Here is a 16,820-nt window from a genome sequence, read left to right on the forward strand (position 1 = left end):
CACTTTGGAGGACAGCATGTCCGCACGTTCCCGGTTACTGTTCACCGCCGGCCTGGTCGGCCTGAGTTCGATGGCGTTGATCGCCTGCACCAGCAACACCCCGGAAGCCCAGAAGACCACCGACAGCGCGACCAAGGCCGCCGCCGTGGCCAACGACGCGCCCGGCAAGAAGGTGAAGATCGGGTTCTCCGCGCCGGCTGCCGACCACGGCTGGATGGGTGCGATCACCAAGGCCACGAAGGCCGAGGCCGCGAAGTACCCCGACGTCGAGCTGGTCGTTGCCGAGGGCACCAACGACGTCAACCTGCAGATCAGCCAGGTGGAGACCTTCATCAACCAGAAGGTCGACGCGATCGTGCTGCTGCCGTTCGACGGCGCGGCACTGACGGCGGTGGCCACCAAGGCGATGGACGCCGGGATCACGGTGGTCAACGTCGACCGTGAGTTCGACAGCTCGTTCGCCGCCCGGACCACCATCCTCGGTGACAACCACGGCATGGGCGTGTCCGCCGGCACCTACGTCTGCAACCAGCTCAAGGGCAAGAAGGACGCGGTCGTCGCCGAGATCGCCGGGATCGACTCGCTTCCGCTCACCCAGGCCCGCAGTACGGGGTTCAAGGAGGCGCTCGCCGACTGCGGTCTCAAGGTCAGCAACCGGGTGGCCGCCGAATTCACCGTCGAGTCCGGCGAGAAGGCCGCGGCGAACCTGCTCCAGGCCGCGCCGAAGATCGACGCGATCTGGAACCATGACGACGACCAGGGTGTCGGCGTGATGGCCGCGATCAAGAACTCGGGCCGCAAGGAGTTCTTCGTGGTCGGCGGTGCCGGTTCGGCGAACGTGATGCGCGACATCAAGGCCGGCAACACGCTGGTGAAGGCCACCGTCATCTACCCGTCGACGCAGGGTGCCGACGGCGTCCGGCTGGCCCGCCTGCTGGTGCAGAAGAAGGCTCTCGGCGACCTGGTGGAGGTCGAGGTGCCGCGCACCGTGCAGCTCTACGCTCCGGTCGTCACCAAGGACAACGTCGACCAGTACCTTCCCACTGCCTTCGAGAGCTGAACTGAGGAGTAAAGACGTATGACGAACCTGGGCATCGGCCTGATCGGGTACGCGTTCATGGGCGCGGCTCACTCGCAGGCCTGGCGGAACGCGCCGCGGTTCTTCGACCTGCCGCTGGACCCCGCGATGAACGTGCTGTGCGGCCGCAACGCCGAGGCGGTGCAGCAGGCCGCCAAGAAGCTCGGCTGGAACGAGACCGAGACGGACTGGCGCAACCTGCTGCAGCGCGACGACGTGCAGTTGATCGACATCTGTACGCCGGGGGACAGCCACGCCGAGATCGCCATCGCCGCGCTCGAGGCCGGGAAGCACGTTCTCTGTGAGAAACCGCTCGCCAACACGGTCCCGGAGGCCGAGGCGATGGCGGCCGCGGCGGCCAAGGCGGCCGCGAGCGGGATCAGGTCGATGGTCGGGTTCACCTACCGGCGGGTGCCGGCCATCGCGCTGGCCCGGCAGTTGGTTGCCGAGGGCAAGGTCGGCACCATCCGGCACGTGCGCGCGCAGTACCTGCAGGACTGGATCGTCGACCCCGAGGCACCGCTGTCCTGGCGGCTCGACAAGGAGAAGGCCGGCTCCGGCGCGCTCGGTGACATCGGCGCGCACATCGTCGACCTCACGCAGTACATCACCGGCAACCGGATCGCCGAGGTCAGCGGGCAGCTCGAGACGTTCGTCAAGGAGCGGCCGGTTGCCGCCAGCCACAGCGGCCTGTCCGGTGAAGCGGGCACCGAGCGTGGTCCCGTCACGGTCGACGACGCCGCGATCTTCCTGGCCCGCTTCACCGACGGCGCGTTGGGTGTCTTCGAGGCGACGAGGTTCGCGACCGGACGCAAGAACGCGATCCGGATCGAGATCAACGGCAGCAACGGCAGCCTCGCCTTCGACTTCGAGGACATGAACCTGCTGCACTACTACGACGCCACCGAGCCGGCGGAGACCGCCGGTTTCCGCCGGATCCTGGCCACCGAGCCGGTCCACCCGTACGTCGCGGCCTGGTGGCCGCCCGGGCACCTGCTCGGTTACGAACACGGCTTCACCCACCAAGCGGTCGATCTGGTCAACGCGATTGCCGAGGGCAAGGACCCCGCGCCCTCGTTCGCCGACGGCCTGCAGGTCCAGCGGGTGCTGGCCGCGGTCGAGGACAGTTCGACCTCCCGACAATGGCAGGAGATCCCTGAATGAACTCATACACGCCGGCGAAATCGGACAAGTTCTCCTTCGGCCTGTGGACCGTGGGCTGGGAGGGCGTGGACGTCTTCGGTACTGCGGTCCGTGCGCCGCTGGACCCCGTCCTGGCGGTGGAGAAACTCGCCGAGCTGGGCGCTGCCGCGGTGTCGTTCCACGATGACGACCTGGTTCCCGACGACAGCCGCCGCCAGCAGGTGCTCGAGCGGTTCACCAAGGCGCTGGCCGACACGGGACTCGTCGTGGAGATGGCGACGACGAACCTGTTCAGTCACCCGGTGTTCAAGGACGGCGGCCTGACGGCCAACGACCGCGACGTACGCCGGTACGCCCTGGCGAAGGTGCTCCGTAACATCGACCTGGCCGCCGAGCTCGGCGCGTCGACGTACGTGCTCTGGGGTGGCCGCGAGGGCTCGGAGTCGGGTGGTTCGAAGGACGTGCACGCGGCCCTCGACCGCTACAAGGAGTCCATGGACCTGCTCTGCGCCTACGTCCGCGAGCAGGGCTACAACCTGCGGTTCGCGATCGAGCCGAAGCCGAACGAGCCGCGCGGCGACATCCTGCTGCCGAGCATCGGGCACGCGATCGCGTTCATCAACGGCCTTGACGATCCCGAGCTGGTCGGGATCAACCCCGAGGTCGGCCACGAGCAGATGGCGGGCTTGAACTACGCGCACGGCATCGCCCAGGCGCTGTGGCACGGAAAGCTCTTCCACATCGACCTGAACGGGCAGCACGGCCCCCGGTTCGACCAGGACCTGCGCTTCGGTGCGGGCAATCTGCGTGAGGCGTTCTGGACGGTCGATGTGCTGCAGGGCTCGTCCGGTGGACCAGGCTACGACGGCTACGTGCACTTCGACTACAAGCCGCCGCGGACCGAGGACCTCGACGGCGTCTGGGAGACCGCGCGGGGCTGCATGCGGAACTACCTGATCCTGCGGGAGAAGGTGCAGGCCTTCCGCGCGGACCCCGAGGTCATCGAGGCGGTCGCCGCGGCTCGGGTGGGCGAGTTGTCGCAGCCCACTCTCGGCGCGGGGGAGACCCTCGACGAGTTGCGCAAGGCGACGTACGACCCGGACGCCCTGGGCGCCCGCGGCCTCGGCTTCGAACGGCTGGACCAGCTCGCGATGGACCATCTGCTGGGCGTTCGTCAGTAGTAGATCCCGCGCGGGGCAGAGCACGGGAACGCAGTAGCTGAACAGCAGTACCAGGGCCGACGCCCGGGGACCCGCCCCGGGACCGATGGAGCGCGCACCTTATCCGACCCATGAGGAGCTCCCGATGATCCAGCTACGCAGGCGATTGCACGGCACGGTGATCCGCGCCGTCGTGCTCGCCCTGATCGCCGCACTGGCGATCCCTCTCACTGCGACCCCCGCGCGGGCCCATCCCGGGCACGGCGACGAGACGTTCAACGCGCTGATCTTCAGCAAGACCGCCGGCTTCCGGCACGACTCGATCCCGGCGGGGATCCAGGCGATCAAGGACCTTGCCACCCAGAACGGGTTCACGGTCACCGCGACCGAGGACGCGACGATGTTCAACGACACCGAGCTGGCCAAGTACGAGGTGGTCATCTGGTTGTCGACCACCGGCGACGTGTTGAACGCGGACCAGCAGGCGGCGTTCGAGCGGTACATCCGGGGCGGTGGCGGATACGCCGGGGTGCACGCCGCCTCGGACACGGAGTACGACTGGCCCTGGTACGGGAAGCTGGTCGGCAGCTACTTCGCCAGCCACCCGGCCGGTACGCCGAACGCGAACGTGAAGGTTGAGGACCACGCGCACCCGTCGACAGCGGAGGCGCCGACGACCTGGAACCGCACGGACGAGTGGTACAACTATCAGTCCAACCCGCGCGGCGCCGTGCATGTGCTCGCCTCGATGGACGAGACCTCGTACTCCGGCGGCACGATGGGCGCCGAGCACCCGATCGCGTGGTGCCAGGACTACGACGGCGGCCGCGCCTGGTACACCGGCATGGGCCACACGATCGAGTCGTACGCCGACCCGGTGTTCCGCAAGCACCTGCTGGGCGGCATCAAAACCGCGGCCGGCGTGCAGCCGGCAGACTGCGGCGCGTCGCTGAGCGGCAGCTACCAGAAGGTGACCCTGGACGACAACACCTCCAACCCGATGGAGTTGTCGATCGCCGAGGACGGCCGGGTGTTCTACATCGACCGCAACGGCGCGGTGAAGATCGTCAAGCCGGACGGTTCGGTGGTCACCGCGGGCACGCTGAATGTCTACACCGGCCAGGAGTTCGGCCTGCTCGGCATCGCCCTCGACCCCGCGTTCGCCCAGAACGGGTTCATCTATCTCTACTACTCACCGGCCGGCAGCGACGCGTACGACAAGGTCTCGCGCTTCAAGGTCACCGGTGACACTCTCGACCTGACCAGTGAGAAGCAGGTACTGCGGATCGACACCCAGCGCGAGCAGTGTTGCCACGCGGGTGGCGCGCTGGAATTCGATGGCCAGGGCAACCTTTTCGTTGCCACCGGCGACAACAGCAACCCGTTCGACTCGGACGGCTATTCCCCGCTGGACGAGCGAGCCGGGCGGGCGGCCTGGGACTCGCAGCGCAGCGCGGCGAACAGCAACGTGCTGAACGGCAAGATCCTCCGGATCCACCCGGAGGCTGACGGTACCTACACGATCCCGGCGGGCAACATGTTCGCGGTCGGGACGGCGAAGACGCGGCCCGAGATCTACGCGATGGGCTTCCGGAACCCGTTCCGGATCGGGATCGACCCGACCACGAACCACCTGTTCGTGGCCGACTACGGCCCGGACGCGGGGCAGGTGTCGCCGACACGTGGTCCCGACGGCCGGGTCGAATGGGACATCCTCGACAAGCCTGGCTTCTATGGTTGGCCCTACTGCGTGGGGAACAACACGCCGTACAACGACTACGACTTCGCGACCGGCACCTCGGGTGCGACCTTCGACTGCAACGCGCCGGTGAACAACTCGCCGAACAACACCGGCCTGACTCAGTTGCCGGCGGCGATCCCGGCGAGCCTGTGGATGGGCAAGTCGACCAGTGGTGTGCCGGAGATCGGCGGCAGTGGTGCGCCGATGACGAGCGGCGCCTACAAGTTCAACGCCGACAGCGCTTCCGACCGGAAGTGGCCCGCGTACTTCGACGGCAAGGCGGTGTTCGCGGACTGGAACAACAGCCGGTTGTTCTCGGTGCAGCTGAACGACGACCGCAGCAAGGTCGCCGACGTGTCGAGGATGCTGGAAGGCCTGAACTTCATCCGGCCGCATGCGCTGCAGTTCGGGCCTGATGGAGCGCTCTACGTGATCGAGTGGGGCAGCGGGTTCGGCGGCAACAACGCCGACTCCGGGATCTACCGGATCGACTATGTGCAAGGGAACCGGGCGCCGATCGCGCAGTTCAGCACGGACAAGACGTCCGGCCCGGTGCCGCTGACGGTCGCCTTCGACTCGACCGGCTCGCGCGATCCCGACGGCCAGCCGATCACGCTCGCCTGGGACTTCGACGGCAACGGTACGACGGACAGCACCGAGGCCAAGCCTTCGTACACCTATACCGCGGCCGGTGTCTTCACAGCCAGGCTGACGGTGACCGACAGCGATGGCAGGACGGCTGTCTCCAACCGCACGATCACGGCCGGGAACACCGCACCGACGATCACGGTGGACGCGCCTGTCGACGGCGGGTTCTTCGACTTCGGGGACACGATCCGCTACAAGGTGACCGTCACCGATCCCGAGGACGGCACGGTCGACTGCAACGACGTGATCACCCAGCCGGGGCTCGGACATGACGAGCACGCGCACGGTTACGAGCAGTACCACGGCTGCGAGGGGACCTTTCCGCTGCCGGGTGACGAGGGCCACGTCGGGGCGAACATCTTCGGCATCGTGACTGTCACGTACACCGACAAGGGCGCTCCCGGCACCGGCAAGATCACCACCCAGAAGGTGGTCCAGCTGCAGCCGAAGACCCGCGAGGCGGAGTACTTCAACGAGACCGGTGGCCCGGGGTCGACGCCCGGCGTACAGGTCGAGGACACCGGTGATGTGGCCGGCGGCGGCAAGAACATCGGCTTCATCGAGGACGGCGACTGGTGGGGTTGGAAGCCGACCAACCTGACCGGGATCGACCAGATCCAACTGCGGGCGGCGTCTCCGGATGCCGGCGCGACCGTGCAGGTGCGCACGGGCTCACCGACGACTGGTCCGGTGGTGGCGACCATCCAGGTCACTCCGACCGGGGGATGGCAGACGTACGGCAACTTCACGGCTGCCGTTAGCGGTGCAACGACTGACAGCGGGCCTTTGTACTTCGTGAAGACGACGGGCCAGCTGAACGTCAACTGGGTGAAGTTCATCGGCAAGGGCATCACGGACAACCAGCGTCCGGTGGTCACCACTACCGCCTCCGCTGTCCAGGGCAAGGCTCCGCTGAAGGTCGACTTCACGGCGTCTGCCACGGATCCAGAAGGTGACGTGCCGCTGTCCTACGCGTGGAGCTTCGGCGACGGTTCCACCGGTTCGGGCGCTTCTGTCAGCCACACTTACACCACGTCCGGCACGCACACGGCAGCCGTGACGGTGACGGACGCGCGCGGGGCTGCCGGGACCTCGACCGTTCAGATCAAGGTGGATGCGAGTGCTCCGCCGACTTGTCTGACCGGCCGCTCCGACGGCTTCGATGGTACTGCGGTCAACACCGGCCGCTGGAATTCCATTGTCCGGGGCAATCAGGAACTCGCTGTCAGCAATGGCAACCTGGTGCTCCCGTTGACCGCGACGGACATCTACGGCACGGGCAACACGGGAACGCCGAACATCGTGCTGCAACCGCTCCCGAACGGTGCTTGGCAGGCGACGACGAAGCTGACGCTGACGGCCCGGCTCGCCTACCAGCAGGCGGGGTTGATCGTCTACGGCGACGACGACAACTACGCGAAGATGGTGCTGCAGGGTCGTTCGACCGGATCGGCTTCGGCCGCGGACCGGATCTTCCAGTTCATCCGCGAGGAAGCCGGTGCGCCGCACGAGGTGGCCGCGTCGAACACGGCGAACCTGGGCGCGGCGTACCCGGATACCGTCTGGGTGCGGTTCACCAGCGACGGGGCGAACCTTCGGGCGTCGTACAGCGCTGATGGTGCGACGTTCGTCGAGATGCCGGAGACCAAGCAGTTGGCCGGGATCTCCAACCCGAAGATCGGCGTGTTCGGGCTGGCCAACCGGACCGAAGCGCTGCCGCTGTCGGCTCAGTTCGACTACTTCAGCATCACCCCGGACGACACCGCGGAACTTCCTACGCCGGACGACGAGTTCACCGGTACTGCGCTGGACGCGTGCAGGTGGTCCGCGATCGTGCGGCCCGACCCGACCGCGTACCGGGTGACCGGTGGCGCCGCCGAGATCGACACGAGCAAGGGCGACATCTACCAGGGCACGGCCTCGAACCCGAAGAACCTGCTGCTACAGCCGGCTCCCGACGGTGACTGGACCGTCGAGACGAAGGTGGATGCGTCCTCGTTCAACGAGGCGTACCAGCAGGCGGGGTTGATGGTCTACTCCGACGACGCGAACTACGTGAAGCTGGACTTCCTCACCACCAACGCGGTCGGGGGCGCGGTCTCCCGGGAGATCGAACTGCGCAGTGAGGTCTCCAACGCAATCGTGCAGCCGGCGCCGAATGCCTCGCCGGCACCCACCCAGGGTGTCTGGTATCTGCGGTTGGCGAAGAGCGGCTCGACCTTCACGGGGTCGTACAGCGCGGACGGGGTCACGTGGAAAGCGCTCCCTGCGGTCACCAACACCGCTCTCGCCTCGGCGAGCTTCGGGATCTATGCCTACGGGGCTGACCAGGTCGCATCGAAGACCGCGAAGTTCGACTACTTCAAGATCGTCCGGGACACGGTCGCACCGCAGGTGAACCTGTCGGTGAACCCGTCTGCCCCTTCCGGCCTGGACGGTTGGTGGACCGATGCCGTTGTCGCTACTGCGATGGCGACCGACGACCAACCGGGGCAGGTCTACCTGGAGCAGAAGGTCGGGGACGGCGACTGGACCGAGTACACCGCTCCGTTGACCTTGTCGGCTGACGGGACGCATACAGTCCAGGTCCGGGCCAGTGACACGGCCGGCAACGTCTCCGAGGTCCAGTCCGTGACGGTGAAGGTGGACCGGACCGCGCCCAAGTCGACCGTGTCAGGTCTTGCCAGTGGTGGCCGGCTCGGGGTCGCCTCCGTGCTCGACGTCGCGGCGATGGCCGAGGACGCGCTCTCGGGTGTCGCCGGGGTGACGCTCGCCGTCGACGGGAAACCGCTCTCTCCGGCTGGGAAGCTGGATGGGGTCCTGCTTGGCCTGGGTGCGCATGAGCTGGCCGCGACGGCGAAGGACAAGGCCGGCAACACCTCCGTGACGAAGGTGCCGTTCACCGTCGACACGTCGTACGCGGAGGCCATCAAGCTGGTCGAGCGGTACCGGGTTGCCAAGACGTTGCCGTTGGCAACGGCGACGGTGATGAAGGTCCAGCTCGGCCTGGCCGATCAACAGCAGCGCCGGGGCCGTCCCGCCGTGGCCGCCGCGCACCTGGAGATCTTCCTGGCGCAGGCGCGCTCGGTCCGCGACGTACCGGCCCGCACGCTGCTGACAGCTGTCGGACAAGACCTGAAGAACAGGCTCTGATCCGATGACGTCACCGTGCGAGATCGCATCCTGTCCGACGCGGAGAGGCGTGCAGGAGCTGTCGTTCCCCGGGGTGGTTCGGCCCCTTCCCGGGGAATGGGAGAGCGGTTTCGCACGGTTGGCGGGGGACCGGTTCGCCGGCCCTCGTCCCCGGTGCCGCGGCCAGCGCTCCGGTCGCGGCACCGGGGACACCACCATCACCTCATGGGACCAAGGAGTGGAACGTCATGGCTCGACCGATCACCCTGTTCACCGGCCAGTGGGCCGACCTGCCGTTCGAGGAGGTGGCCCGGCTCGCCTCCGAATGGGGATACGACGGGCTGGAGATCGCCTGCTGGGGTGATCACCTCGACGTCCGCAAGGCGGCGGAGGACGACGCCTACGTGCAGAACCGGCTGGACATCCTGGAGAAATACAACCTGAAGGTCTGGACCATCTCGAACCACCTGCTCGGCCAGGCGGTCTGCGACGACCCGATCGACCAGCGGCACAAGGCGATCCTGCCCACGCACATCTGGGGCGACGGCGATCCCGAGGGCGTGCGACAGCGCGCCGCCGAGGAGATGGGAACCACCGCACGGGCGGCCCGGCGGCTCGGTGTCGACGTGGTCGTCGGGTTCACCGGATCATCGATCTGGAAGACCGTGGCGATGTTCCCGCCGGTGCCGCCGTCGATGATCGAAGCGGGCTACCAGGACTTCGCGGACCGGTGGAACCCGATCCTCGACGTGTTCGACGAGGCCGGCGTGCGGTTCGCGCACGAGGTGCACCCGTCGGAGATCGCCTACGACTACTGGTCGACCACCGCGACCCTCGAGGCGATCGGCCACCGCGAGGCATTCGGGCTGAACTGGGACCCGAGCCACTTCGTCTGGCAGGACCTCGACCCGGTCGGTTTCCTGTGGGACTTCAAGGACCGGATCTACCACGTCGACTGCAAGGACGCCAAGCGCCAGGTCGGCAACGGCCGCAACGGCCGGATGGGCTCCCACCTGGCCTGGGGCGACCCGCGCCGCGGCTGGGACTTCGTCTCGACCGGCCACGGCGACGTCCCGTGGGAGTCGTGCTTCCGGATGCTGAACACGATCGGCTACACCGGCCCGATCTCGGTCGAGTGGGAAGACGCCGGCATGGACCGCCTGGTAGGCGCCGCCGAGGCCCTGCGGTTCGTCCGCTCGCTGGCCTTCGACCCACCCACCGCATCCTTCGACGCCGCGTTCTCCTCCTAATCCGAAGCGACCGGACGAAGTCCCGGATATCAGTGGCCGGGAGGCCGGGGGTCTGCAGAGCAGCGAAATAACCCCCGGCCTCGTACTCGGTGAAGTGCGCGTGCCCGACCGTTTCCAGCAGACGATCGAGTTCGACGCCGTACGACCAGCCGATGGCGTCCAGCTGGTGGTGCTGGGGCTCTGCCCAAGCCTCAGCACCACAGGAGGTTCAACCAGCAGGACGACCACTGGCCGCCGTGTGGAGGGTCACGGGCGCCCGGGCAGCCGGTAGTTGTCCCCGAGAACCTGGCCGCGGTTCGGCTTGTAGAGGTCGAAGCCGCGCGAGTCGCACTGCAGACCACCGTTGATGCAGTGACTCACCAGGGCCGCCAAGGTCGTCGGATCCCACGCGTTGAAGAAGTCGTAGTGCCATGAGTACCCACGCCCGCTGGCCAACCGGATGCCGCTCAGGTCGCCGTCGGCGGGAAACGCGATCTTGAACTCGAGCATCGGCACCGGCACCGGGTGATCCGCCGGGCAGACGCCGTTGACCGGATACGCCATGTGGCTTTTGTGATCGGCGGAGTCCAGGTGGACGCCGTCCCAGCAACTCGGCGCCTGGTAGCGGATGTTGAGTTGGGTCCCGACCGGGCAGTTCGCCGGGAAGTCCCAGTTGTGGAAGCTGTCGCCGCACTCCCAGCCCTCGACGGCGCCGGGCGCGGTTCGGAAGGCATCCTGCGTCGCGGCAGGGCTGCCGACGACGAACCGGATACCGGGTGGGAACGGACGGACAGCCTGGTAGTCGAGGATGCCTGACTTGTAGTAGATGGTCTGCGCCCAGGTCTGGACGACAGGCTGGTCGCCGCGGAACATCGTCGGCCACCAGTACGCCGAGAGGTCGTCGGGGTTGAGGCAGGTGGTTTGGTACGGTCCCGCGGCGTTCAGGGTGTCGAGGGTCGTGCCGGCATTGGTCGTCGTGTTGCCGACGAAGCTGTGCTCGTGCGAGGCCCCCGGCAGGTTGGGGAACACGATCGGGTCGTCGGTCGCGCGGTGATGAACCGTGCAGTTCACCTGGAACTCGTGATGTGTGACCAGATCATCGGCTTCGGCGGATGGACCGATCGCGGCCGTCAACGACGCGGCCAGGGTCAGGGCGGCAAGGCCGCCGGCGGACAGGGCTTTCTTCCTCTTCTTGAACACGGATCTCCTCCTGTCGGGGGATTCCGCGGGGCGGTGGCCATGCTTCGAACTACGGCGGCAGCCCGCGGTGGGGACGCATCGCGGGAGAGCGCTCTCTGAAACAGCCTCATCCGGACCACCCGGAGTGTCAAGGGCTGCTCGGTTCCGGAACCGGCTGAGCGTGTCCAGGCGTTGACAACCAGGCGATCCAGCCGCAACTATCAGCTCGCGAGAGAGCGCTCTCTGATCTCTCGGCCACCGGCAGTCAGGGACGTCCGCGCCGGTCGCTGTGCCGTTCCGCCCCCCACGCACACAGCGAGGAGTACCCGATGAACTTCGCGACACGTCACGACCGGCTGGATCCCCGAAGGCGCAGCCGTCGCGGCCGCTCGGCGATCGCAGCCCTTGCAGCGGCGGCCACCGTGCTGCTCGGCAACGTAGTACTGCTGGCTGAGCCCGCACATGCCGCGACTCTGCTGTCGCAGGGCCGGCCGGTGACAGCTTCGTCAGCCGAAGGTGCCGGCACACCGGCTGCCGCAGCCGTGGACGGCAACCTGAACACCCGTTGGTCCAGCACCTTCAACGATCCCCAGTGGCTTCAGGTGGACCTCGGCTCAGCCGCGGACGTCAGCCAGATCGTGCTGCGCTGGGAGTCGGCGTACGCCACCGGCTACCGCATCGAGGTGTCGGACGACGCGCAGAACTGGAGCCAGGTCTACAGCACCACGACTGGTCATGGTGGCACCGAAACCCTCGCAGTGAACGGCAATGGCCGCTATGTCCGGTTCTACGGCACGCAGCGTGTGGGCGGCTACGGCTACTCCCTGTGGGAGTTCGAGGTGCACGGCACGCCGGGCAGCGGTGGTCCTCCGCAGGGCAACGGCACGGTTCGAGTCGCAGGTGGCCAGGGGAGTTGGCAGCTGCTGGTGAACGGAGCGCCGTACCAGGTGAAGGGGCTGACCTGGGGGCCGCCGGCAACGGAAGCTGCTCAGCGGCTGCCGGAGCTGCGCTCGATCGGCGTCAACACAGTGCGGACGTGGGGCACGGACGCGAGCTCCAAGCTGCTGTTCGATGCAGCAGCGAGCAATGGAATCCGTGTAGTGGCAGGCTTCTGGCTCCAACCTGGTGGTGGGCCCGGCAGCGGTGGGTGCGTCAACTACGTCACCGACACGAACTACAAGGACACCATGCTTGGCGAGATCCGCCGCTGGACCACGGAGTACAAGGACAACCAGGGCGTGCTGCTCTGGGATGTGGGCAACGAGTCTGTGCTCGGCATGCAGAACTGCTTCTCCGGCGCGGAGCTCGAGCAGCAGCGGATCGCCTACGCGACCTTCGTCAATGACGCCGCCAAAGCCATCCACGCGATCGACCCGAACCACCCGGTCACCTCCACGGATGCCTGGACCGGAGCGTGGCCGTACTTCACGCAGTACTCGCCCGACCTCGACCTGCTCGCGGTCAACTCGTACGGACACGTCTGCCAGGTGAAGCAGGACTGGATCGACGGGCATTACACGAAGCCGTACATCCTGACCGAGGGCGGCCCGGCCGGCGAGTGGGAGGTCCCGGACGACGCCAACGGAGTACCGAACGAGCCGACCGACCTTCAGAAGCGGGACGGCTACCTCCAGGCCTGGAACTGCATCACCGCACACGCGGGAGTCGCGCTCGGTGCCACGCTGTTCCACTACGGCACAGAGAACGACTTCGGCGCGGTCTGGTTCAACCTCACACCCGGCGGCGAGAAACGACTCTCGTACTACGCGGTCCGCCAGGCCTACGGTGGTCCGTCGGGCGGGAACACGCCGCCGGTGATCAGCAACATGACGCTCAGCCGTACTACGGATGTGCCGGCCGGCGGGACGATCTCGGTCAACGTCGGCGTCAGTGATCCCGACGGGGACGCGTTGACGCATGAGTTCAAGGTCGGCGGCAAGTACATCGACAACAGTGCGGCTCTGGTGACCACACCGTCCAGCGGCAACGGGCCGTTCACGGTGACTGTGCCGCAGCGGCTCGGGGTGTGGAAGCTGTACGACTACGTCCGCGACGGACACGGCAACGTGGGGATCGAGACCAGGTCGTTCCGCGTGGTCGCGCCCCCTGTTGAGGGCACCGACGTGGCTCGCGGCCGGCCCGCGACGGCCTCGTCGTACCAGCAGGTTGGGAACGGGGCGCCGTACCCGCCGTCGAATGTGACGGACGGGAACAACACGACGCGCTGGGCGAGTGACTGGTCGGATCCGCAGTGGGTGCAGGTCGATCTGGGGCAGGTGACCTCGTTCGACCGGATCCAGCTGATCTGGGAGAGCGCGTTCGCGCGTTCTTACCGGCTCGAGGTTTCCGATGACGGCAACGCCTGGAGACCGCTCTACAGCACCGCTGACGGGAACGGCGACGTCGACGACCTCGCCGTCGGAGGGACCGGTCGGTATGTGCGGCTGACCGGGACCCAGCGAGGGACGGGCTTCGGGTACTCGTTGTTCGAGTTCGGGATCTACCGGCGCTGATCAGTCGGGAGCTGGCGGTCGGCGGACGGCCGGCCGCCAGACCTGTGGACAAAGGACGGAGGGCTGGTCATTGGCAGGGATACGATCCGGTGCCATGAGCTCAAAACCCGCGAAAGGCACGCCCACCTTGGTGGATATCGCCAAGCTGGCCGGTGTTTCGCGGGCGACCGCGTCCCGCGTCATCAACGGAGTCCCCACCGTCGACAAGGCCATGGCCGCGGCCGTCCGGAAGGCGGTGAAGTCCACCGGCTACACACCGAACCCGGCCGCGCGGTCATTGGTCAACGGCAAGGCCGGGTCCATCGCGCTGGTCATTTCGGGGTCGGACGGTTCCGCCGAGCAGGTCTTCGGTGACCCGTTCTTCGGCCGGGTGACCGGTGGGGTGGTGAAATACCTCGGCACCGTGGGGATCCATCCGTCGCTGGTGCTCGCCGACTCTGATCAGGCGCGGACGGACGCGGTGAACTTCGTCCGGCGTGGCAATGCCGACGGTGCGTTGCTCGTCTCCACCCACGCGGACGATCCGTTGCCCGGGCTCTTCGTTGCTGAGGGCATCCCGGCGGTGCTGTTCGCCAGACCGGCGCGACCGGTTCCGATCAGCTTCGTGGACCTGGCTCATGGACGCGGTGCGGCGATGGCGGCCGAGCGACTTGTCGAGCGGGGTTGTCAGCGGGTGGTCACCATCGCGGGTCCGGCCGACCTGCCTGCCGCGCAGGACCGGCTGACCGGGTTCCGGCAGGCGATGGCGCAGTACGGGAAACCGTACGTCCCTGTTGCTGAAGGCAACTTCACGCTGGCGAGCGGAGAGGCGGCGATGGCCACACTGCTGGCGGAGCAACCTGATCTCGACGGCGTCTTCGCGGCCAACGACCTGATGGCCTCGGGGGCTCTCCGGGTGCTGCGTGACCGCGGGCGCTCGGTCCCCGACGACGTGGCCGTGATCGGGTTCGACGACAGCGAGCCGGCCCACGCAGCTCGCCCGCGCCTGACCACCATCGCGCAGCCCATCGAGGAGATGGCGGCCGAGATGTCCCGCATCCTCCTCGACCTCATCGCCGACCCCAGCGCTCCGCCCATCTCGAAGATCTTCGACCCCTACTTGGTCACCAGAGACTCCGCCTGACCTGGCTCGCCGTGTGTCGGCCGGCCGGGACCTGACTCGCCGGTTGGGTTCATGAGTGCAGCTGTCTGGGCTTCGAGGAAGTGGAGGTTGAGTTGGTGAGACCAGCGGTGCACCTCGGTGGCGAGGGCGGCTGAGGCGGCGGGGTTGCCTTCGTCGCGGGCGAGAACGGCAAGGAGCGCCTGCTGGGCGAGGGCGCCGAGGAGATGGCCGATCTTCTGGCGTAGTTCGGTGGAGCGCTCCCACTGGGTGCGGGCCAAGACCAGGTCGCCGACGGTGTGGGCGTGATCGCCGAGGTGGCGCAGCGCCAAGGACTCGAGCAGGTTGTCGCCGCTGCGTTCCCCGAGTTCCAGTGCCGAGGTGTAGTTGGCGAAGGCCTCGGTCGGGAGGCCGCGGACGTTGTCGGCGATCAGGCCCGCATAGAACGCCACGTGGCCGGTTCGCTCATCCGTCGGTGCGCTGAGGCGGAGTTGCTCTGCGCGTTTGGCGAGTGCTTCACCAACGGCTGGGTCGCGGCCATCCGGACCGAAGTGCAGCTCGTGGTCAGCGGCGAACAGCGCAGTGCCGTAGTCCTTGCGGAGCTTCAGGAACCCGAGGTCCCAACTGAGCGTCGGGTCAGGCGCCTCAGAGAGCGCTATCTCGGCGCTCTCGAGCGCGGGCCCGGCGGTGTCACGGCCCTGGGCGAAGTCCTGGTCGACTGCTATCTCCGCGACGGTGATCGCGATGATGGCCCGCTCGGCCGGGTTCTCCGTTTCAGCGGCGGTGAGGAGGCGATCGGCGTCGTCCCAGCGGGCTGCTCGCATCAAGATGGTGCTGGCGTCGACGAGTTCGGAGAGCGGGATCTCGACCATAGAGGTGCCTCGTTTTCGGGGTGAGCTGGTTCGGATGTCAGCGGGAGCGAGTTGGATCTCGACAGAATATTTCGATGTCAAAAGGTTTGACAATTAAGGTTCAGCGGCTGAATAGTTCGGTCGGTGAAGGATTCGGTGACGGACTCGGTCGATGGGCACGTCGAACTCTGGGCTCGTGAGCTGCCCGGGCTCGACCTGCGGGTGGAGGGAATCGCCGTCCGGCTTCAGGCGCTCGCCCGGTATCTCGATCGGAGGCGCGACGCCGTTCTCGCCGGCTATGGGCTGCAGTGGTGGGAGTTCAAGACGCTGCACATGCTCCGCCGGGGAGGTTCGCCGTACCAGGCGACGCCGGGTGAGCTGGCCGTACAGCTGGGGCTTTCACCGGCCGCGTTGACCAATCGGATCGATGCGCTCGAGCGTCGAGGGTATGTGCGACGCGAGCACGATCGCGATGATCGGCGACGAGTGGTGGCGACCTTGACCAAGGCGGGGAGCGAGGTCTGGCAGCGCGGGATCGGCGACATCCAGCGGGTTGAGGAGGAGCTGATCCGGCAGTTGGACCCCAAGTCCCAGGAAGCACTGGAGGGTCTCCTCCGCCGGCTCGTCGTCGCGACGGAGCAGAAGGCGAACTGACGCCCTCGGTCCTCGATGCGACCGGATAGTCGTGCTCGCGATGCGCGACCGGGCTCGTGGTGCGCGACCGGGGCTCGTGGTGCGGCGAGTGCGCGGCTGGGGTCGCCGTGGCGTGATGCCCGGAGACGGATTTTGTCAGGGCCGGGATGTCAAGATCCGTCCGGGGGATCCGATGTACCTGTGAAGGCGCCTGACAGGGGAGCCCGATCAGGAGGACAGAGCAGTGGAACCCGTGAACCTGATGGTGGCGCGAAAGGTCGTGGCTGACGAGGTGCGCCGCTCCGCGGCCGGTCAGGACCGGGAGAAGATCAGGCGAAACGCTCCGTGGAGCGCTCTCTGGCGCAGGGTGACCAGGCGCCGGGCAGCGGTCGAGACGCAGGCGCCATGCCCCCG

The 16,820-nt window shown here is 67.4% G+C and carries 10 protein-coding genes; 8 read left to right on the top strand and 2 right to left on the bottom strand.

Annotation, left to right across the window (positions count from 1 at the left end; genetic code table 11):
• Positions 1–16 precede the first annotated feature (16 nt).
• The 5 genes from ABD210_RS19985 to ABD210_RS20005 all read left to right on the top strand — a co-directional run bounded on the left by ABD210_RS19985 (position 17) and on the right by ABD210_RS20005 (position 10,152).
• On the top strand, positions 17–1,060 hold the full coding sequence (locus ABD210_RS19985; protein ID WP_344113290.1) for a substrate-binding domain-containing protein: 1,044 nt from the start codon (positions 17–19) through the stop codon (positions 1,058–1,060).
• 18 nt (positions 1,061–1,078) lie between these two features.
• Positions 1,079–2,242 carry a Gfo/Idh/MocA family protein gene (locus tag ABD210_RS19990; RefSeq protein ID WP_344113291.1) on the top strand — a complete coding sequence of 388 codons (1,164 nt, stop codon included), beginning with the start codon at positions 1,079–1,081 and terminating at the stop codon, positions 2,240–2,242.
• Positions 2,239–3,402 (top strand): xylose isomerase, encoded by a 1,164-nt coding sequence (gene xylA, locus ABD210_RS19995; RefSeq protein WP_344113292.1) that lies wholly within the window; start codon positions 2,239–2,241, stop codon positions 3,400–3,402. The genes ABD210_RS19990 and xylA overlap by 4 nt, the downstream gene beginning before the upstream one ends.
• 124 nt (positions 3,403–3,526) lie before the next feature.
• Positions 3,527–8,923 (top strand): ThuA domain-containing protein, encoded by a 5,397-nt coding sequence (locus ABD210_RS20000; RefSeq protein ID WP_344113293.1) that lies wholly within the window; start codon positions 3,527–3,529, stop codon positions 8,921–8,923.
• Positions 8,924–9,150: 227 nt separating this feature from the next.
• The gene (locus tag ABD210_RS20005) at positions 9,151–10,152 is read left to right on the top strand and encodes a sugar phosphate isomerase/epimerase family protein (protein WP_344113294.1); all 1,002 of its coding nucleotides are present in this window, start codon (positions 9,151–9,153) and stop codon (positions 10,150–10,152) included.
• Positions 10,153–10,398: 246 nt separating this feature from the next.
• On the opposite strand, the gene ABD210_RS20010 is transcribed toward ABD210_RS20005, so the two are convergent.
• Positions 10,399–11,331 (bottom strand): DUF1996 domain-containing protein, encoded by a 933-nt coding sequence (locus ABD210_RS20010; RefSeq protein WP_344113295.1) that lies wholly within the window; start codon positions 11,329–11,331, stop codon positions 10,399–10,401.
• 308 nt (positions 11,332–11,639) lie between these two features.
• Here ABD210_RS20010 and ABD210_RS20015 point away from each other — a divergent pair, with 308 nt between their 5' ends.
• A complete protein-coding gene (locus ABD210_RS20015) occupies positions 11,640–13,823 on the top strand; it encodes a discoidin domain-containing protein (RefSeq protein ID WP_344113297.1) in 2,184 nt (727 codons plus the stop codon).
• Positions 13,824–13,917: 94 nt separating this feature from the next.
• Positions 13,918–14,946: a LacI family DNA-binding transcriptional regulator gene (locus ABD210_RS20020; protein WP_344113298.1), complete on the top strand. Its 1,029-nt coding sequence runs from the start codon at positions 13,918–13,920 to the stop codon at positions 14,944–14,946.
• Here the strand turns inward: ABD210_RS20020 and ABD210_RS20025 are convergent.
• Positions 14,919–15,794, bottom strand: coding sequence for a hypothetical protein (locus tag ABD210_RS20025; protein ID WP_344113299.1), 876 nt, complete (start codon positions 15,792–15,794; stop codon positions 14,919–14,921). The two genes, ABD210_RS20020 and ABD210_RS20025, sit on opposite strands and share 28 nt — an antisense overlap.
• Before the next feature lie 123 nt (positions 15,795–15,917).
• Between ABD210_RS20025 and ABD210_RS20030 the strand changes: the two genes are divergently transcribed.
• Positions 15,918–16,427 (top strand): MarR family winged helix-turn-helix transcriptional regulator, encoded by a 510-nt coding sequence (locus ABD210_RS20030; protein ID WP_344113301.1) that lies wholly within the window; start codon positions 15,918–15,920, stop codon positions 16,425–16,427.
• The last annotated feature ends 393 nt before the right edge of the window (positions 16,428–16,820 follow it).

The organism is Kribbella alba (assembly GCF_039529635.1).
GTDB classification, from domain to species: domain Bacteria; phylum Actinomycetota; class Actinomycetes; order Propionibacteriales; family Kribbellaceae; genus Kribbella; species Kribbella alba.